This is a genomic window from Rhodoferax sp. WC2427 (assembly GCF_040822085.1).
In the GTDB taxonomy this organism is placed as follows: domain Bacteria; phylum Pseudomonadota; class Gammaproteobacteria; order Burkholderiales; family Burkholderiaceae_C; genus Rhodoferax_B.
The window spans coordinates 4118940-4137243 of sequence record NZ_CP162006.1 but is presented as its reverse complement, the minus strand read 5'-3'; the positions used below and the strand labels follow the sequence as shown (position 1 = coordinate 4137243).

General features: G+C 63.9%; 17 protein-coding genes. 13 read left to right on the top strand and 4 right to left on the bottom strand.

What is annotated here, in order from left to right; all coding sequences use genetic code 11:
• The first annotated feature begins 147 nt into the window (after positions 1-147).
• The 7 genes from AB3G31_RS19290 (at position 148) to AB3G31_RS19260 (ending at position 7343) form a co-directional block, all read left to right on the top strand.
• The gene (locus AB3G31_RS19290) at positions 148-1005 is read left to right on the top strand and encodes a carbohydrate ABC transporter permease (protein WP_367847678.1); all 858 of its coding nucleotides are present in this window, start codon (positions 148-150) and stop codon (positions 1003-1005) included.
• Between the two features lie 17 nt (positions 1006-1022).
• Positions 1023-1835 carry a carbohydrate ABC transporter permease gene (locus AB3G31_RS19285; RefSeq protein ID WP_367847677.1) on the top strand — a complete coding sequence of 271 codons (813 nt, stop codon included), beginning with the start codon at positions 1023-1025 and terminating at the stop codon, positions 1833-1835.
• 151 nt (positions 1836-1986) lie between these two features.
• A complete protein-coding gene (locus AB3G31_RS19280; RefSeq protein ID WP_367847676.1) occupies positions 1987-3030 on the top strand; it encodes an ABC transporter ATP-binding protein in 1044 nt (347 codons plus the stop codon).
• A gap of 13 nt (positions 3031-3043) precedes the next feature.
• On the top strand, positions 3044-4447 hold the full coding sequence (gene dalD / locus AB3G31_RS19275; protein WP_367847675.1) for a D-arabinitol 4-dehydrogenase: 1404 nt from the start codon (positions 3044-3046) through the stop codon (positions 4445-4447).
• Between the two features lie 71 nt (positions 4448-4518).
• Positions 4519-5445 (top strand): AraC family transcriptional regulator, encoded by a 927-nt coding sequence (locus AB3G31_RS19270; protein WP_367847674.1) that lies wholly within the window; start codon positions 4519-4521, stop codon positions 5443-5445.
• 11 nt (positions 5446-5456) lie between these two features.
• Positions 5457-6911, top strand: coding sequence for a xylulokinase (gene xylB, locus AB3G31_RS19265; protein WP_367847673.1), 1455 nt, complete (start codon positions 5457-5459; stop codon positions 6909-6911).
• A gap of 90 nt (positions 6912-7001) precedes the next feature.
• Complete coding sequence (locus tag AB3G31_RS19260; RefSeq protein ID WP_367847672.1) at positions 7002-7343, top strand: hypothetical protein; 342 nt, start codon at positions 7002-7004, stop codon at positions 7341-7343.
• Here AB3G31_RS19260 and AB3G31_RS19255 read toward each other — a convergent pair.
• Genes AB3G31_RS19255 through AB3G31_RS19240 form a run of 4 tightly spaced genes read right to left on the bottom strand, consistent with a single transcriptional unit; the run spans position 7334 to position 12107 of the window.
• A complete protein-coding gene (locus AB3G31_RS19255) occupies positions 7334-7735 on the bottom strand; it encodes a GtrA family protein (protein ID WP_367847671.1) in 402 nt (133 codons plus the stop codon). The genes AB3G31_RS19260 and AB3G31_RS19255 overlap by 10 nt on opposite strands.
• On the bottom strand, positions 7732-8688 hold the full coding sequence (locus tag AB3G31_RS19250) for a glycosyltransferase family 2 protein (RefSeq protein WP_367847670.1): 957 nt from the start codon (positions 8686-8688) through the stop codon (positions 7732-7734). Before AB3G31_RS19250 ends, AB3G31_RS19255 begins: the two co-directional genes overlap by 4 nt.
• Complete coding sequence (locus tag AB3G31_RS19245) at positions 8685-10460, bottom strand: ArnT family glycosyltransferase (protein WP_367847669.1); 1776 nt, start codon at positions 10458-10460, stop codon at positions 8685-8687. The genes AB3G31_RS19250 and AB3G31_RS19245 overlap by 4 nt, the downstream gene beginning before the upstream one ends.
• Positions 10461-10478: 18 nt before the next feature.
• A complete protein-coding gene (locus AB3G31_RS19240; protein WP_367847668.1) occupies positions 10479-12107 on the bottom strand; it encodes a peptide chain release factor 3 in 1629 nt (542 codons plus the stop codon).
• Between the two features lie 189 nt (positions 12108-12296).
• Here AB3G31_RS19240 and atzF point away from each other — a divergent pair, with 189 nt between their 5' ends.
• The 6 genes from atzF (at position 12297) to AB3G31_RS19210 (ending at position 18276) form a co-directional block, all read left to right on the top strand.
• Positions 12297-13988, top strand: coding sequence for an allophanate hydrolase (gene atzF / locus AB3G31_RS19235; protein ID WP_367847667.1), 1692 nt, complete (start codon positions 12297-12299; stop codon positions 13986-13988).
• A complete protein-coding gene (locus AB3G31_RS19230) occupies positions 13985-14194 on the top strand; it encodes a DUF4089 domain-containing protein (RefSeq protein WP_367847666.1) in 210 nt (69 codons plus the stop codon). Before atzF ends, AB3G31_RS19230 begins: the two co-directional genes overlap by 4 nt.
• Positions 14191-15615, top strand: a complete 1425-nt coding sequence (locus AB3G31_RS19225; protein ID WP_367847665.1) for an AtzE family amidohydrolase — start codon at positions 14191-14193, stop codon at positions 15613-15615. Before AB3G31_RS19230 ends, AB3G31_RS19225 begins: the two co-directional genes overlap by 4 nt.
• Positions 15616-15624: 9 nt before the next feature.
• Positions 15625-16005: an oxalurate catabolism protein HpxZ gene (gene hpxZ, locus AB3G31_RS19220; RefSeq protein ID WP_367847664.1), complete on the top strand. Its 381-nt coding sequence runs from the start codon at positions 15625-15627 to the stop codon at positions 16003-16005.
• Between the two features lie 102 nt (positions 16006-16107).
• Positions 16108-17220 (top strand): BMP family ABC transporter substrate-binding protein, encoded by a 1113-nt coding sequence (locus AB3G31_RS19215; protein ID WP_367847663.1) that lies wholly within the window; start codon positions 16108-16110, stop codon positions 17218-17220.
• A gap of 9 nt (positions 17221-17229) precedes the next feature.
• Entirely contained in the window at positions 17230-18276 is a 1047-nt protein-coding gene (locus tag AB3G31_RS19210) for an ABC transporter permease (protein ID WP_367847662.1), read from the top strand.
• The last annotated feature ends 28 nt before the right edge of the window (positions 18277-18304 follow it).

The window sequence follows — 18304 nt, the reverse complement described above, 5'->3', positions numbered from 1 at the left end:
TGTGTACGCCTGGCGGGGTTGTCGGCTGATGGTTTTCAGACCGCCAACTTCGTTCCGCTGGACCGCAGGTAACCCGAAAAATGGGCTTCGACCATGGCTCCTCCTGGGGATGTCGGGGTTGCGGGCTCGCTCTTGAAAGCTACTACCATGAGTCGATTTCTTCCCCGTGCACTGATGGCTCCCTCCATCGTCACGCTCTTTCTGTGGATGATAGTTCCACTGGTGATGACGCTGTATTTCTCCGTCATCCACTACAACCTGATGCAGCCCGACGAAACCGGTTTCGTGGGCCTCGAGAACTTCCGCTACTTCATGTCCGATCCCGACTTCTGGCCGTCGGTGATGCACACCCTGCAATTGCTGGGCTCGGTCGTCGTGATTACCGTGGTGCTGGGCGTGGGCCTGGCGGTGCTGGTGAACGAGCCGTTCCCAGGCCAGGGTATCGTGCGCGTGCTGCTGATTTCGCCCTTCTTCGTCATGCCCACAGTGAACGCACTGCTGTGGAAGCACATGATGATGAACCCGATTTACGGGGTGATGGCGCATGTTTGGCAGTTCTTTGGCCTCACGCCCATTGATTGGATGACCGACTTCCCGCTGCTGTCGGTGATCATCATGCTGTCGTGGCAATGGCTGCCGTTTGCCTGCCTGATCTTCATTACCTCGCTGCAGTCGCTGGACCGCGAGCAGATGGATGCCGCCGGCATGGACGGCGCCACCGGCCTGGACAAGTTCTACTACCTGGTACTGCCCCACATGGGCCGCTCCATCGCGGTGGTGGTGATGATCGAAATGATCTTCTTGCTGAGCGTGTTTGCCGAAATCTTCACCACCACCGGTGGCGGCCCCGGCAACGACAGCACCAACCTGGCTTTCTTGATCTTCAAGCAGGCGCTGATGAACTTTGACGTGGGTGTGGCCTCTTCCGGAGCCTTGTTTGCGGTCATTTTGGCCAACATCGCCTCGGTGTTCCTGGTCAAGCTCGTTGGCAAGAACCTGGACTGAAGGGGACCCCTATCATGATGAAAAAAGTACCATTTCCGCTGTGGCGCACCGTGTTCTCCTGGGGCATTGCGCTGTTCCTGTTCTTCCCGCTGTTCTGGGTCGGCATCACCGCGTTCAAGACCGAAGGCCAGGCCATCGCCGGGCACCTGTTCTTCTCGCCCACGCTGTCCAGCTTTGCCGAAGTGCAAGAGCGCAGCAACTACTTGCTGTTTGCCCGCAACTCGCTGATCACCAGCCTGGGTTCGACCATTCTGGGCATTCTGATTGCGGTACCCGCCGCCTACTCGATGGCCTTCTTCCCCACCAAGAAGACCCGCGACATCCTGCTGTGGATGCTGTCGACCAAGATGATGCCCGCCGTGGGCGCCCTGGTGCCGGTGTACGTGATGGCGCAGACCGTCGGCATGCTGGACTCGCTGACCGCCCTGGTCATCGTGTTCACCCTGTCCAACCTGCCGATCATGGTCTGGATGCTGTTCAGCGCCTTCAAGGAAGTCCCCAAGGACATTCTGGAAGCTGTGCGTCTCGACGGTGCCACCGTGTGGGAAGAGTTCCAGCACGTGATCCTGCCACTCACCATGGGCGGCATTGCCTCCACCGGTCTGCTGTGCCTGGTGCTGTCGTGGAACGAAGCCTTCTGGGCCCTCAACCTGACCTCGGCCAACGCCGGTACGCTGGCTTCGCTGATCGCCTCGTACTCCAGCCCTGAAGGCCTGTTCTGGGCCAAGCTGTCGGCCGCCTCGCTGATGGCCATTGGACCCATCATTGTGTTTGGCTGGTTCAGCCAGAAACAACTCGTCCAAGGTCTTACCTTCGGCGCCGTGAAATAGAGAACACCCCCAGGCTACACGCTTCGCGTTTCCTCCAACCCCCTTGCAGGGGGCGATACCAGAGGCCCGGCAAAGCCGGTTCCTCGGTATCGCTGGAAGGGAGCGTTGCGTTCTGTCTTTGAATATTTGTCAGTCTATTAAGGATTCGATCATGTCTTTTCTGCAACTCCGCGGTGTTGAAAAATTCTTTGGCGAGCACCGCGCCATCAAAGGTATCAACCTCGATATCAATAAAAACGAGTTCATCGTTTTCGTCGGCCCCTCGGGCTGCGGCAAGTCCACCCTGCTGCGCATGATCGCCGGGCTGGAAACCACCGACGGCGGCACCCTGCATGTCGACGGACGGGACATCACCCACCTGCCGTCCAGCCAGCGCGAGCTGGCCATGGTGTTCCAGAGCTACGCCCTGTACCCGCACATGACGGTGTTCGACAACATGTCCTTCGCCCTCAAGCTGGCCAAGGTGGCCCCGGACGAGATCAAGAAAAAGGTCGAGGCCGCCGCCGACAAGCTCAACCTCACCGCCTACCTCAAGCGCACCCCCAAAGAGCTCTCGGGTGGCCAGCGCCAGCGTGTGGCCATTGGCCGCGCCATCGTGCGGGCACCCAAGATCTTCTTGTTCGACGAACCCCTGTCCAACCTGGATGCCGCCCTGCGTGGCCAGACCCGTGTCGAAATCCACAAGCTGCACCGCGCCCTGGGTGTGACCACCATCTACGTGACCCACGACCAGGTGGAAGCCATGACCCTGGCCGACCGCGTGGTGGTGCTGCGCGACGGTGCCATCGAGCAAGTCGGCGCACCGCTGGAGCTGTACGACAAGCCCGCCAACCAGTTCGTGGCGCAGTTCATCGGCATGCCGTCGATGAATATCGTCAAGGCCGCCCAGCTGTCGCAGTTTGGTGCACTGGCCGGCCAGGCGGCGGGCCGGGTGCCCAAGGACGGCCTGATCGGCGTGCGCCCCGAAGGCGTGAAGGTTCTACCCGTGGGCAGCGCCGGTGTGCCCGGCAAGGTGGAGCTGATCGAAGCCCTGGGGGCCGACACCCTGATCCACGTGGACGTGATGGGCACGCAAATGATCTCCCGCCAGGCCGAGCGCACCAACCTGCAGATCGGCGACCCGGTCACGCTGGAGTTCGACCTGAACACCCTGCATTGCTTTGACAGTGCGGGCCGCACGGTCGCGCTGTCCTGAGGAGTTGCCCAAAATGTCTGCTACCCACTACGTCATGCTGCATCTGGGCGTGGGCTCGTTCCACCGCGCCCACCAGGCCGTTTACATGCACAAGCTGCGTGCTACGGGCGATACCCAATGGTCGCTGGCCGGGGGCAATACCCGCCCCGACATGGTTGACACCATGGCTGCGCTGGCCGCCCAGGGCGGTGCCTACACACTGGAAACCGTCACCCCCACCGACGAGCGCAGCTACGAGCGCATCGAGTCCATCCGCCAGATCGTGCCGTATACGCCCGACCTGGCCGGTTTGATCCAGGTGGGGGCCGATGCCAACACCCGCATCATCTCGTTCACCGTCACCGAAGCCGGTTACTACCTGGATGCCAACGACCAGTTGGACCTGGGTTCGCCCGATCTGGCCGTCGATCTGGAGCGCGCCAAGCAAGGCCAGCCCGGCAGCTGCATCTACGCCGCACTCACCGCCATCCTGCGTGCGCGCATGGCCAGCGGCGGCGGCAAGGTCACGCTGCTGAACTGCGACAACCTGCGCCACAACGGCGACCGCGTACGCAAGGGACTGCTGTCCTTCATCCAGTTGGTCGGCGACACCGCCTTGCACGCCTGGGTGCTGGCCAACACCACCTGCCCCAACGCCATGGTGGACCGCATCACGCCGCGCCCCGCGCCCGAGCTGCGGGGCCGCGTGCTGGCCGCCACCGGCTGGGACGACGGTGCCGCCATCATGGGCGAGTCGTTCATCCAGTGGGTGATCGAAGACAACTTCTGCAACGGCCGCCCCGCATGGGAAACCGTGGGCGTGCAGATGGTGGATTCGGTTGCGGCTTTTGAAGAGGCCAAGATCCGCCTGCTCAACGCCACCCACAGCTGCATTGCCTGGGCCGGTACGCTGGCGGGCTACACCTATATCCACGAGGGCACGCACGACGCACGCATTCGCAAGATGGCTTATGACTACGTCACCTCTGACGTGATCCCGTGCCTGGATACGCCCGAGCACCCCTGCCCGCTGGACCTGCCCGCCTACCGCGACGTGGTGCTGGACCGCTTTGGCAACGCCGCCATTCTGGACACCAACCAGCGCGTGGCTGCCGACGGTTTCTCCAAGATGCCTGGCTTCATCGCACCCACTGTGCGCGAGTGCCTGGCCCAGGGCCGCAGTATCGACGCGGTGGCTGTTCTGCCCGCGCTGTTCCTTGCCTTTTTGCAGCGTTGGCACCGGGGTGAACTGTCGTATGTCTACCAGGACCAGGCGATGGACCCCGCCGTGGCCCATGCCATGTGCGATGCCCCCGACCCGGTGGTGGCGCTGGCCGCCAACGTGCCGTTCTGGGCCGAGCTGGCGGGCGATCCGCGCCTGGTCGCAGCGCTGCACAAAGCCAGCGCCCAGGTGCAGCAGTTCATGTTGAAAGTTTGAGCCTGCAGACCACCACCATCCATGCCTGAGCAGCGATGGTGGTACTGTCACAGGTTCACAAGGAGATCACCATGGCCAGCGTGCGACAACGCGACCGCGAACCAGAGCTGGAACACGACCTGGGCCGCCATTTGACACTGGGTTACGAGCCGCTGGAGATGCCCGGCAGTCTGCGCTATCTGGAGCACGGCATTCCCACGCCACTGGTGCGCTGGCACCAGCACGAGGAGTGCGAGCTGCACCTCATCGTCGAGACCAGGGGCAAGCTGTTTGTGGGCGACTACATTGGCCACTTCGAGCCCGGCAATCTGGTACTTACCGGACCGCGCCTGCCGCACAACTGGATCAGCAGCGATGGCTCCGACGAAGTGGTCCATCTGCGCGACATGGTGCTGCAATTTTCAGAAGCCCCACTGCGCCAGGCCGGAGCCGAAGTGGGCGAACTGCACAGCGTGCTGCCCCTGCTGGAGCGGGCCCGCCATGGCATTGAATTTTTCGACATGAGCGACATCGCGCGCGATGCCCTGGTGCGCATCAAAAACAGCCATGGCATGGCCCGGTACGGCGAATTCCTGATTTTGTTGGACCAGTTGGCTGGATGCACCGACTACCGGCTGCTGTCCACGGTGCAAATGCAAAGCTTTGACGACGATGCCTCGCTGGCGCAGATCAGTGGGGTTGTCAGCTACCTCACCGAGCACAGCGCCGACCAGTTCACCATGGCCGAAGTGGCATCCCGCGTCAACATGACCGAGAGCCAGTTCTCCCGCTACTTCCGCCGCGCCACCGGCAACACCTTCACCGACTTCGTGAACCGCCTGCGCATCAACCGCGCCTGCCAGCTGCTGATGGAAACCGACCGCTACATCAACAACGTCTGCTACGACGTGGGCTTCAACAACGTCGCCAATTTCAACCGCCGTTTCATGCAAATCAAAGGCATGACTCCCAAAGACTTCCGCCGCCAGGCCGAAGCAAGATTTGGCAACAAGAACTGAAAAGACCCCCCATGTATTTAGGACTCGATCTCGGCACCTCCGAACTCAAAGCCCTGCTGCTGGCCGACGACCACCGTGTGGTGGCGGTGGCACATGCGCAGCTCACCGTGCAGCAACCCCAGCCCCTATGGTCCGAACAAGACCCGCACAGCTGGTGGCGCGCGCTGGAATCGGTGATGGACCAGCTGGCCGCCAGCCACCGGGCCGATTTGTCAGCCGTGCGGGCCATCGGCCTGTCGGGCCAGATGCACGGTGCGGTGCTGCTGGACGCGCAAGACAAGGTGCTGCGCCCGGCGATTCTGTGGAACGATGGCCGCAGCGGTGCGGCCTGCGTAGCCCTGACCGAAGCCGTGCCCGAGGTGGCCGCTATCACCGGCAACCTGGCCATGCCCGGTTTTACCGCGCCCAAGCTGTGGTGGCTGCGCGAGCATGAACCCGAAATATTTAAGCAAACCGCCCGCGTGCTGTTGCCCAAAGACTATCTGCGCCTGCTGTTGACTGGTGAGGCCGTGACCGACTGCTCCGACGCCTCCGGCACCCTGTGGCTGGACGTGGGCGCACGCGCCTGGTCGCCCAAGCTGCTGGCGGCCTGCGGCTTGAGCGAATCGCACATGCCCCGCGTGGTTGAGGGCAGTGAAGTTTCCGCCGGTTTGTCGGCCAACATTGCCATCCGCTGGGGGCTGCGGGCCGGTCTGCCGGTCGCCGGTGGTGGCGGTGACAACGCCGCCAGCGCCGTGGGCATGGGCGTGGTGTCGCCAGGGCAGGGGTTTGTGTCGCTGGGCACCTCGGGTGTGGTGTTTCTGGCCACCGACACGTTCCGGCCCAACCCGGCGCAGGCGGTGCACGCGTTTTGCCATGCCTTGCCGAACCGCTGGCACCAGATGTCGGTGATGCTGTCGGCCGCCAGTGCGGTGAGCTGGGCTACCAAGCTGCTGCGCTATGACAACGAAGCCGCGCTGCTGGCCGCAGCCGCCCAGGTGTCGCCCAGCGCGCGCGCCAACGCACCGCTGTTTTTGCCCTACCTGTCGGGCGAGCGTTCGCCGCACAACAACCCGAACGCCCAGGGCGTGCTCTTCGGCCTGACCCACAGCCACGACACGGCGGCCATCGCTTATGCGGTGGTGGAGGGCGTGAACTTCGGCCTGTGCGATGGCTGGCGTACCCTGGCCACCGACCAGCCGATCGGCGCGCTGTCGGTGGTGGGTGGCGGTGCCCGCAGCGCTTGGTGGTCGCAAGAGCTGGCCAACACCCTGGGTGTGCCGCTGGTCACGCAAGAGGGCGGCGCCACCGGTGGTGCCCTGGGCGCGGCCCGTCTGGCCTGGCTGGCCGATGGTGGCGTGGAGGCCAATGTCTGCCTGAGCCCGCCCGTAGCGCAGCGCTTCGAGCCGGTGGCCCAGCCCGCCGCCGTGGCCGCGCGCTACCAGCGCTTTGGCGCGCTGTACCAGGCACTGAAGGCCAGTTTCTGAAAATAGGGGTCTTTTGTGCCTCTAGCGCTTATTCCATAAGCGTAAGAAGCTACTTTATCTGTAGCAAATGTCTTGGGGCCACAATGGCGCATGCCCCATCCCTCTGCCCACGACTGGCAGGTGCTCCATATCCACCCCTCCGCCCCGGCCAAACCCGCCGTGGGCGCGCCCTGCAACGGCTGCGGCGTGTGCTGCCTGTCGGCTCCATGCCCGCTAGGCATCCTGTTGTCGGGGCGCCGCACGGGAGCGTGTGCGGCTTTGCGTTGGGACGGTGCGCAGGCCCGTTATCTGTGTGGTGCCATCGCCCAACCCGCCGAGGTGCTGGGTCCGCGCTGGCGTTGGGCGGCTCCTCTGCTGGGCCGCTGGGCCCGGCGCTGGGTGGCGGCGGGCATCGGCTGCGATTCGACGCTGGAAGTGGAGCGTCAGGCCTGATGCTTTTGCTTGAACACCAGGTGCCGGGCCGTCAGGTAGTTGGACAGCAGGCCCGCGCAGCTACCCAAGGCCACGCCTAGCGCCGCCTTGCCGGGCAGGTCGATCCAGTGCAGCGTGGCCACATAGGCCGCATAGTTCAGCACCGCCCCGCCCAGCATTGACACCATGTAGCGCAGGTACTGTTGCCCGGCCGATGTGCTGCCGGTCCCCTCGGCCTGGAAGGTGAAACGCCGGTTCAGCCACCAGGTGGCAGTGGCCGCCGCCGTAAACGACAGCACCCGCGCCCCATACCAGCCCAAGGCCCAGGCCGTGGCATACAGAACCGCCATGTCCACACCCAGGCCGACGACGCCAACCACGCAAAAGCGCAAAAACTGGGGCGAGGGCTTCATGCGTGTGAAGCACTGTGGCTTGGAGGGATGCTGAGATATACCAGGTGCTTCATTTCTTGCCTTCCAATGGTGACGGTGTTGAGCACGGCACCACAGACTAGTGACAACAGAGCACTAACCATGCCACCGGTGGCCAATACCGCGGTGGGTAAGCGCGGGACCAGACCGGTGTGGAAGTATGTAAGCGCCAGGGGAATGGCCAGCATGATGGACACTGTGGCTAAAACGGCTGCTGCAGTAGCGAAAAAAGCCAGTGGCCGTTCGCTGATGAAAAGTTGCAGAATCGTTTTCAAAATACGCCAGCCGTCACGGAATGTCGAGAGTTTGCTTTCCGAGCCCACCGGTCGGGATTGGTAGGCGGTGGGAACCTCCGCATAGGGCATGCGCAGTTCCAAGGCATGAACCGTAAGTTCGGTTTCGGTTTCAAAGCCTTGTGCTACCGCTGGGAATGATTTCACGTAACGGCGAGAAAACACGCGGTAGCCAGACAGCATGTCGGTGAATTGCCCCCCAAAAATCCGAAGCACTGAACCCGTCAGTAATTGGTTGCCAAGGCGATGTCCTGGGCGGTATGTGGCTTGGTTGTGGCGGTCATCCACACGGCAACCTACGACCATGTCCAACATGCGTTCTCGCAATAAGGCCACCATGCGAGGGGCTTGAGTCGCGTCATAAGTCGCATCTCCATCCACCATGAGGTAGATATCTGCGTCCACATCGGCAAACATGCGTCGTACGACATTGCCTTTGCCGCGCAACGCTACGTGCGTCACCATGGCTCCATGTCTCTCTGCGACCTCGGCAGTTTCATCGGTGGAGTTATTGTCAAACACATGGATGTGGGCCTGCGGCAAACTCGCTTGAAAGTCTCGGATGACGCGGGCAATGGCGATGGCCTCGTTGTAGCACGGGATGAGCACGGCGATACGTGGCTCTGGTGAGGCGTTATTCATGGCGAGTTACCGATGACGCGGTAGATCGAGTAATTTTCTGTGCGGTGGGCTTCTGAAAAATACTGCGGAAAATCGGGACTTGATACCAGGCTGCGGTAAGAAGGGCTATGCAATACCAGTGTATTGAACTGTTGCCGTGTCAGTTTGGCCGCGAGTGCTTTGGGCTCCAGGCGTAGAAAGTCCTGGTTGCGCCAGGGGCCAAAAGAGTCGCCCCATATCGGCTGGGGGGCATAGTAAAGAGCGCCTTCCATGCCGCTTTGGTAAATCTTCCCCATGTCATGTGTATTTAAATATGCCAGGGTGTCGCCATAGGTAAGCAAGGCCGTGCGTTGCAAAAAGGCTTGGCGCGCCTCCGGTGTTGTCGCCAACTGGGGCCATTTACGGGCGACACTGTCAAAGCAGGCAAGCGTCAAAACCGCCAGTAGTACAGCCCACCCCCCGCTCTGGATGCGGTTGTGTGTCGATGGGTTCAGCCTATGCCATGCCGTGCCGCCAAGAAAATGCAGAGCACCCTGCAGCAACTGGCACCATACACAGACCGCCAGCAGCGCCAATAGTGGGTAGGCTGGCATCAAATAACGTGGGTAGTGGGAGGTTCCGGCCCACACGAGCGTTGCATAGATGCAGAACACCATAGCGGCCCGCAAACCATTGATTTGGCGCAACGACGGCAGGCAGGGGGCTAATAAGGCGGCCCAGAATGCGCCGTGGGGCCAGCCATAAACGCGTCGGATATCGGCAAACTGGTATTCATAGTCGGCAAGGTTCCAGTCGGTGAAGCCAAAGATCTTCCCGCCCAAAGGGTTGAACGGATCACCCGTCATCCATGTGTTGCGGGCATACCAATACAAGCAGGGAACCAAGAGGCATAGACTTGCCATTGCAATGGTGCTGGCCCGCCGATCTCGCCATAGCACCGCACAACCGAACAGCGGGAGAAAGCTCAGGGCCTGGTATTTGGAGCCGACCGCTAAGCCCATCACAAACGCCGACAGCGCCAGCCAACGGCGCTGCTCGGGATTCTCGAACCAATATTGAAGCGCGATGCACGCTGCCAGCACGAACAGGGTGACCCCCATGTCAACGTATGCATTGCTAAATTCGGCCCGCGACAAGCGCAGCCATAGGATGCTGGCGAGGCATGCCTCTAAAGTAGATGCATAGCGCACCCCCAGACGAAACACCATCAATGCAATGGTCCAACCTGCCAGCGCGTGCAGCAGGTGGGGAGCGATATCGTCCAGCACCACAAGGCTGCCGGCATAAAGCAAGTCGTAGTTATACGGAAACCAGGGGTAACGCAGCCATTCGTTGGGTTGTAGATGGCCGCTTTGCGCCCATTGCTGGGCATGGGGAAGGTGGTAAGCCAGTTCATCCCACTCATGCGGAGGTTTGAGGGGGTCGAGCAGCACAAAACAGCCGACCAGGATGACTGCAACCGCGGCTCCACCGCGGTGGAACGCCAGCGCACGCCAGGATGGCATTCCTGCATCGATGGATTTCTTAAAGACCGCCTGTAACGGCGCAGCCGCGCATAACGCGCCGAGAATGAGCAGGCTGTATATCCATGGAGCCTTTAGTGCACCAGCGACCCCTAGCCATTGCAACGCACAGATGAAAATCCCCAAGCCCAAGGTGGTAGACAGCGCATGCCCCATCCACGGGTCTACCTTCGATTCTTGCAGCAGGCTGTGGATGGCCGTGCGTCCCAAACCCCAGCAGGCAATGACAAAAACGGCCAATGCTCCGTAGTGGCTAGCGGCAAAGCTCACTTTTTGTAGCAATTCTGTTCAGCCCGCGTTTTGCAGCGCCAGGCCCGCGTGCTCGCGTAGCGGGTGGAAGTGGATCTTCGGGAAACGCTCTTGCGCCAGCCGCACGTCGTAGGGCGAGGTGCACAGGTAGGCCAGCGTCTCTGCCGCGTCGTTGGCCATGCGCATGGGGTAGGCATCGGTGAAGGCGCGCAGCTCTGCAGGGGTGTCGGCGGTGATCCAGCGCGCACCGGTGTACTGGCAGCCTTCCAGCCGCACGTCGGCGTCGTATTCAGACTTCAGGCGGTGCTGCACCACTTCAAACTGCAACTGGCCCACGGCACCCAGCAGCATCGGCCCGCCCACATTGGGGCGGAACACCTGGATGGCCCCTTCTTCGCCCAGCTGGGCCAGGCCCTGCTGCAACTGCTTGGTGCGCAGCGGGTTCTTCAAGATCACGGTCATGAACAGCTCGGGCGCAAAGAAGGGCAGGCCGGTGAACTGCAGGCTGGCACCGTCGGTAATTGTGTCGCCCAACTGCACGCCGCCGTGGGTGGTAAAGCCGATGATGTCGCCCGCATAGGCCTCGTCCACTGCTTCGCGGCGCTGGCTCAGAAAGGTCACCACGCTGGTGGGGCGCAGCTCTTTGGCGGTGCGCTGCACGCGCAGCTTCATGCCGGGCGTGTACTTGCCCGAGGCCATGCGCACAAAGGCGATACGGTCGCGGTGTGCCGGGTCCATATTGGCCTGCACCTTGAACACCACACCGGCAAAGGCCTTGTCTTCGGGCTGGATCTCTTTGACCACCGGCTGGCGGTTTACCAGCGTGGTGCTGGTGCGCGGCTGGGGCGGCGGGGCTAGGTCGACCAGCGCGTCCAGCACTTCCATCACCCCGAAGTTGTTCACCCCGGAGCCAAAAAACACGGGGGTTTGCTTACCCGCCAAAAAGGCCTGCAGGTCCCAGGCAGGGGAGGCCCCGGCGGCCAGTTCCATGCTTTGCTCGGCCGATTCAAATTCGGCCCCAAAACGCTTGAGCAGTTCGGCGCGGTTGTCCAGGGCGATGGTTTCAAACTCTTGCGGCAGGCGTTCCTTGCCCGAGTCGAACACCGTCATGGTCTGGGTGCGCAGGTTCATGATGCCGCCAAAGCTCTTGCCCTGGCCCACCGGCCAGGTCATGGGCACGCAGGGCATGCCGAGTTCGCGTTCGATCTCGTCCAGGATGTCCAGTGGCTCGCGCACTTCGCGGTCCATCTTGTTGACGAAGGTGATGATGGGCGTATCGCGCTGGCGGCAGACCTCGATCAGGCGGCGGGTTTGTGCTTCCACGCCGTTGGCCGCGTCGATCACCATCAGGGCCGAGTCCACCGCGGTCAGCACGCGGTAGGTGTCTTCCGAGAAGTCTTTGTGGCCGGGCGTGTCGAGCAGGTTGATCACGTGGTCGCGGTACAGCATCTGCATGACCGACGAGGCCACCGAGATACCGCGCTGCTTTTCAATCTCCATCCAGTCGCTGGTGGCGTGCCGAGTAGCCTTGCGCGCTTTCACCGAGCCCGCAATCTGGATCGCGCCCGAGAACAGCAGCAGCTTTTCGGTCAGCGTGGTTTTACCCGCATCCGGGTGGGAAATGATCGCAAACGTGCGGCGGCGGCGGGTTTCGGAGGCGTAAGACAAGGTGGTTTCCAGAGCAAAACGGGGCGCTACCAGGCAGGTAGGCAACCCGCGATTTTAACCAGGGCTGCCCAAAATCGGCAGGGAGCCGCAGGCATGGTGCCGAACTGGGCAGCTCGCGCCCGCTAGCACCCCTCGCAAGTTGGCACACTGTTTGCATCTCGTCTTGGATACAAGATGGGATGTTTCAACATGGTGCAAACTGAATCACCGCTCAGCGGTACCGCTGCTGCAGCCTGGCTGTCACGCGCTGACGCGCCCATCGTGGGGGCGACGCACGGCCCTTTGGCGGGTTTGCGCTTCGCGGTCAAGGACAACATCGACGTGCTGGGCCTGCCCACCACCGCCGCTTGCCCGGCCTTTGCCTATCAACCCACGGCGCATGCCGGTGTGGTGCACAAGCTGCTGCAAGCCGGTGCATCGCTGCTGGGCAAGACCAATCTGGACCAGTTTGCCTGCGGCCTCAACGGCACACGCTCGCCCTATGGCGCGGTGCCCAATGCCTTCAACCCCGCCTACGTGTCGGGCGGCTCCAGCGCGGGTTCGGCCTATGTGGTGGCCACCGGGCAGGTGGACTTTGCGCTGGGCACCGACACCGCTGGGTCGGGCCGCGTGCCCGCCGGGCTGAACAACATCGTCGGCATCAAGCCGTCCAAGGGCCTGGTCAGCGCTCGGGGGGTGCTGCCTGCGGCGCAAAGCGTGGACTGCGTGTCCATCTTCGCCCGCAGCGTGGGCACCGCCGCCCAGGTGCTGCAGGCGGCCATGGGCTACGACCCGCTGGACCCGTTTTCTCGGCCATTGGCTTTGGCCAGCAGCCCTTTTCCTGCGCAGTTTCGCTTTGGGGTACCCGACACCCTGGCTTTTTTCGGCGATAGGGCGGCCGAAGCGGCCTTCCAGCAGGCGATCCAGAGGCTCTGCGACCTGGGCGGCACACCCGTCACCATTGCCTACGCCCCGCTGGCCGCCGCTGCCGCGCTGCTGTACGACAGCGCACTGGTGGCCGAGCGCTACGCCGCCGTGCGCCGTTTCTTCGACGCCCACGAGGCCGAGGTCATCGAGCCGGTGCGCAGCATCCTCGCCAGTGGGCGGGCCTACAGCGCCGCCGATCTGGTGGATGCCCAGGTGCGTTTGCGGGCCTATGGCCAACAGGCCGCCGCCATGTGGGACGGCATCGACGTGCTGCTGGTGCCCACCGCGCCCACGCACTACACCATTGCGCAGATGCAGACCGACCCGGTGGTGCTCAACCGCAACCTGGGCGCGTACACCAACTTCGTCAATCTGCTGGACTACGCCGCCATCGCGGTGCCCAGCAGCCTGCGCGCCGACGGCTTGCCGTTTGGCATCACGCTGATCGGCCCCTGCGGCAGCGACTGGCAACTGGCCGCGCTGGGCCAACGCTACCACCACGCCAGCGGCATGCTGCAGGGCGCGCTGGAGTGGCCTTTGCCCGAACTGCAGGCGCTGCCGGGTCTCCGGCCGCAGGCGGTGGTCCGGGTGGCCGTGGTCGGCGCGCATCTGTCCGGTATGCCCTTGAACAGCCAGTTGACCGAACGCCAGGCGCGCCTGGTCGCCAGCACCACCACCGCGCCGGACTACCAGCTGTTTGCCTTGCCCGGCACCGTGCCGCCCAAGCCCGGTCTGCTGCGCGTCGCGCCCGGCCAGGGCATAGGCATTGCCGTGGAGGTGTGGGAGATGCCCGTGGCCCACTACGGTTCTTTCGTGGCTTTGATTCCCGCGCCTTTAGGCATTGGCACCCTGGCGCTGGCCGACGGCAGCAGCGTGCAGGGCTTCATCTGCGAGCCGCAGGCGCTGGCGGGGGCGCGGGACATCAGCCACTGGGGCGGATGGCGTGCCTATGTCCAAGGGGAGTTGCAGAAATGACCGAACAAGAGCTGGAAACCTACGTGGATGCGGCGGCGGCCGCCATCGGCCTGTCGCTGGGCGAATCCCGCCCCGGCGTGCTGCGCTACTTTGCGCTGGCCGCGGGCTTTGCCGACATCGTGCAGGCCGCGCCCCTAACCGTGCACGACGAGTCGCCCATGGCCTTCATCCCCGTCTCCCCCGCATCCTCTCGGAGCAAGCCATGACCGCCGACTGGTGGCCGCTGGACGCATCCCGCATGGCCCGCGCCGTGGCGGCCCGCGAGGTGACGGCCACGCAACTGGTGCAGGCCTGCCTGGACCGCATCGCCGCCACCGACAGCCGCGTCAATGCCTTCACCGATGTGGTGCAAGTCCGGGCTCTGCAACGTGCCGCGCAGATCGACGCGGGCCTGGCAGAAGGCAGCCAGCCCGCACTGCCTTTGTTGGGTGTGCCCTTCGCGGTCAAGAACCTGTTCGACATTGCCGGGTTGCGCACGCTGGCGGGCTCCAGGATCGAGCGCGACAGCGCCCCCGCCACGGCCGACGGCCTGCTGGTGCAACGCATGGAAGCCGCAGGGGCCATCCTGGTCGGCGCGCTGAACATGGACGAATACGCCTATGGCTTCACCACCGAAAACACCCATGAAGGCGCCTGCCACAACCCGCACGACCTGGCCCGTACCGCAGGCGGCTCCTCGGGCGGCTCGGGCGCGGCCGTGGCGGCGGGGCAGGTGCCGTTGGCGCTGGGCTCGGACACCAATGGCTCCATCCGCGTGCCCTCGTCGCTGTGCGGCGTCTTCGGCCTCAAGCCCACGTTTGGCCGCTTGCCGCGCACCGGCAGCTTCCCGTTTGTCACCACTCTGGACCACCTGGGCCCGTTTGCCCGCAGCGTGCGCGACCTGGCCCTGGCCTATGACGCGATGCAAGGGTTTGAAGAAAATAGCCCGTTTGTGGACGCTGGATGCGCACAACGTGCTACAGAAACGGTAGTGAATGAGCTGGACCTGGGCATTGCCGGTTTGCGCATTGGCGTGCTGGGCGGCTACTTCTTTGACAACGCCTTGCCCCCCGCCCGCGCTGCCGTGGCCGCCGTGGCGCAGGCGTTGGGCGCGCACGACACGGTGGAGTTGCCCTGGGTCGAGGCGGGCCGTGCTGCCGCCTTCCTGCTCACCAACTCCGAAAGCGCAGCCCTGCACCTGGACAACCTGCGCCGCCGCCCGCAAGACTTTGAACCCCTGTCGCGCGACCGCTTTCTGGCCGGAGCGCTGATACCTGCCGCCTGGGTGGCCCGCGCCCAGCGGGTGCGCCGGCGCTACGCCCAGGCCGCCGCCCAGGTGTTTGAACAGTACGACCTGCTGCTGGCCCCCGCCACGCCCTGCGCCGCCACCCCTTTGGGCACCGAGCGGCTGGACCTGAATGGCCGCGACCTGCCGCTGCGCCCCAACATGGGCGTGCTGACCCAGCCCATCTCCTGCATCGGCCTGCCGGTGTGCGCCGTGCCGGTGTGGGGCATGGACCCGCAACTGCCGCATCTGCCCATCGGCGTGCAGGTGATTGCCGCGCCCTGGCGCGAAGACCTGGTGCTGCGCGCCGCCGCCGTGCTCGAGGCCGCAGGCGTGTGCCGCGCCCCGGTCGCCCATCTCTGAAAGGTACCCATGGACTACGCCATCAACCTGCCCGATGTTTTGGCCGAAGTGCAGGCCGTGTTCGACCGCTACGAAGATGCCCTGGTGCACAACCGCGTGGAGGTGCTGGACGCACTGTTCTGGGACAGCCCGCACACCCTGCGCTATGGCGGCACCGAAAACCTGTACGGTTTTGAAGCCATCCAGGCCTTTCGCGCAGGCCGCCCGGCCCAGGGCCAGCAGCGCCGCCTGCTCAAGACCGTCATCACCACCTACGGCCACGACTTCGCCACCGCCAACGTGGAGTTTTTGCGCGACGGTGGCACCCGCACGGGCCGCCAAAGCCAGACCTGGCTGCGCATGCCCGCGGGCTGGAAGGTGGTGGCCGCCCACGTCAGTCTGCTGGAATAGCGCCTAGGCACGCAATTTGCATCCTCTCTTGTATCCAAGAAGGATTCTGTTTTACGCACCGTTTTGATCCAACCCCACGCTGTCACCACCGAAAGGACTGCCATGACCACCTTCAACCGCCGCGACTCCCTGAAAACCATCGCCGCCCTGGGCGCTGCCAGCTCGCTGGGTGGCTTGGGCAGCCTGGCCCGGGCGCAAGCGCCATTGACCATCGGCGTGATCTACGTCGGCCCGCGCGACGACTACGGCTACAACCAGTCGCAGGCAGCGGCCGCCGCCGAAGCCAAAAAGCTGCCCGGCATCAAGGTGGTGGAAGAAGAGAACGTGCCCGAGACCTCGGCGGTGCAAAAAACCATGACCGGCATGATCGCCCAAGACGGTGCCAAGCTGCTGTTTCCCACCTCGTACGGCTACTTCGACCCGCATGTGCTGGCGCTGGCCGCCAAGTACCCCGACGTGCGCTTTTCGCACTGCGGTGGCATGTGGACCGAGGGCAAGCACCCCAAGAACGTGGGCAGCTTTTTTGGCTACATCGACGAATGCCAGTTTTTGAACGGTGTGATCGCCGGGCACATGAGCAAGAGCGGCAAGATCGCCTTTGTGGCCGCCAAGCCGATTCCGCAGGTGCTGCGCAACATCAACGCCTTCACCCTGGGTGCGCGCTCGGTCAAGCCCGGCATCACCTGCAGCGTGATCTTCACCGGAGACTGGTCCATGGCCGTGAAAGAAGCCGAGGCCACCAACAGCCTGGCCGACCAGGGCTGTGACGTGTTCACCATGCACGTGGACGGCCCCAAGGTGATTGTGGAAACCGCCGCCAAGCGCGGCAAGATGGTCTGCGGCTACCACGCCAGCCAGGCCAAGCTGGCCCCCAACGCCTACCTCACCGGTGCGGAGTGGAACTGGTTTACCGCCTACAAAACCGCCATCGACGCGGCCCAGTCCGGCAAGCCGCACCCCAACTTTTTGCGCGGCGGCCTGAAAGACGGCTATGTGAAAACCTCGCCCTACGGCGCCATGGTGACCGACGCCGCCAAGAAGCAGGCCGACGGCACCAAGGCCCAGATGCTGGCCGACAAGTTCGACATCTTCAAAGGCCCGCTGAAGGACAACAAGGGCAAGGAGGTCATCGCCGCAGGCAAGGTCTTGAAGCAGACCGATCCGGTGCTGGAGAGCATGAACTATCTGGTCGAAGGCGTACAAGGCAGTTTCTAAGCCACCGCCATGAAAGACATCCTGCTGCCCACCTCAGCCATTGCGCTGGCGCTGCTGCTGTTCGGTGTGTTCGTCTGGTTCGCCGGGGTCAACCCAGCGGACATGTGGCTGACCCTGTTCAAGGGGGCGTTTGGCGACTGGTTCTCGTGGCAGAACACGCTGCAACGCGCCGCACCGCTGATGCTCACCGCCCTGTGCGTGGCGCTGCCCGCGCGGGCCGGGCTGGTCATCATCGGCGGGGAGGGGGCTTTGGTGCTGGGAGGGCTGGCCGCTGCTGCGCTGCCCAGCCTGTTGCCGCTGCCTGCCAATATGGCGGGCACGGTGCTGGTGTGCGCAGCGGGCGCGCTGGCCGGGGCGCTGTGGATTGTGCTGGCAGGCTGGCTGCGGCAGGCGCGGGGCATCAATGAGACCATCAGCAGCCTGCTGCTGGCCTACATCGCCATCGGCATCTTCAAGCACCTTGTGGAGGGCCTGCTGCGCGACCCGGCCAGCCTGAACAAGCCCGCCACCCATTCCCTGCCCGAAGGCATGCTGATCACCGGCATTGCGGGCTCGGACGTGCACTGGGGGCTGGTGCTGGGCGTGCTGGCCTGCGTGGCCCTGGGGCTGTGGTTGCGCTGGACGGCATCGGGCTTCTCGATCCGCGTGGTGGGCGGCAACCCGCGTGCGGCCCAGTTGGTGGGCCTGCCCGCCACGCAACTGATCTTGACGGCCTGCGCCCTGGGCGGGGCCGGTGCCGGGCTGGCCGGTGCCGTGGAGGTGGCGGCGGTGCATACCAATGCCAATGCCTCGCTGATCTCGGGCTACGGCTACGCGGGCATTCTGGTGTCGTTTATCGCCCGGCACAACCCGGTGGCCATCGTGCCGGTGGCCATTTTGTTCGGCGGCTTTGGTGCCGCAGGCAGCCTGCTGCAGCGCCGCCTGGGCCTGCCCGACGCGTCGGTGATGGTGCTGCAAGGCATTGCCTTTGTGCTGATTCTGGCCAGCGAAGCGCTGCGCGACGTGGACTGGAAAACGGTGTTTGCCAAGATGCGTAAACCGGTGGAGGCTGTATGAGCGCCGTGCCGGGCCGTCCCAAGCAAGC

Bases quoted from the DNA above. Each gene is read 5' to 3' on its own strand.
- atzF (WP_367847667.1), top strand. From the start codon at position 12,297: ATGGTGCAAACTGAATCACCGCTCAGCGGTACCGCTGCTGCAGCCTGG.
- xylB (WP_367847673.1), top strand. From the start codon at position 5,457: ATGTATTTAGGACTCGATCTCGGCACCTCCGAACTCAAAGCCCTGCTG.
- dalD (WP_367847675.1), top strand. From the start codon at position 3,044: ATGTCTGCTACCCACTACGTCATGCTGCATCTGGGCGTGGGCTCGTTC.
- AB3G31_RS19230 (WP_367847666.1), top strand. From the start codon at position 13,985: ATGACCGAACAAGAGCTGGAAACCTACGTGGATGCGGCGGCGGCCGCC.
- AB3G31_RS19285 (WP_367847677.1), top strand. From the start codon at position 1,023: ATGAAAAAAGTACCATTTCCGCTGTGGCGCACCGTGTTCTCCTGGGGC.
- AB3G31_RS19225 (WP_367847665.1), top strand. From the start codon at position 14,191: ATGACCGCCGACTGGTGGCCGCTGGACGCATCCCGCATGGCCCGCGCC.
- AB3G31_RS19260 (WP_367847672.1), top strand. From the start codon at position 7,002: ATGCCCCATCCCTCTGCCCACGACTGGCAGGTGCTCCATATCCACCCC.
- AB3G31_RS19250 (WP_367847670.1), bottom strand. From the start codon at position 8,688: ATGAATAACGCCTCACCAGAGCCACGTATCGCCGTGCTCATCCCGTGC.
- AB3G31_RS19280 (WP_367847676.1), top strand. From the start codon at position 1,987: ATGTCTTTTCTGCAACTCCGCGGTGTTGAAAAATTCTTTGGCGAGCAC.
- AB3G31_RS19255 (WP_367847671.1), bottom strand. From the start codon at position 7,735: ATGAAGCCCTCGCCCCAGTTTTTGCGCTTTTGCGTGGTTGGCGTCGTC.
- AB3G31_RS19210 (WP_367847662.1), top strand. From the start codon at position 17,230: ATGAAAGACATCCTGCTGCCCACCTCAGCCATTGCGCTGGCGCTGCTG.
- AB3G31_RS19270 (WP_367847674.1), top strand. From the start codon at position 4,519: ATGGCCAGCGTGCGACAACGCGACCGCGAACCAGAGCTGGAACACGAC.
- AB3G31_RS19215 (WP_367847663.1), top strand. From the start codon at position 16,108: ATGACCACCTTCAACCGCCGCGACTCCCTGAAAACCATCGCCGCCCTG.
- AB3G31_RS19290 (WP_367847678.1), top strand. From the start codon at position 148: ATGAGTCGATTTCTTCCCCGTGCACTGATGGCTCCCTCCATCGTCACG.
- hpxZ (WP_367847664.1), top strand. From the start codon at position 15,625: ATGGACTACGCCATCAACCTGCCCGATGTTTTGGCCGAAGTGCAGGCC.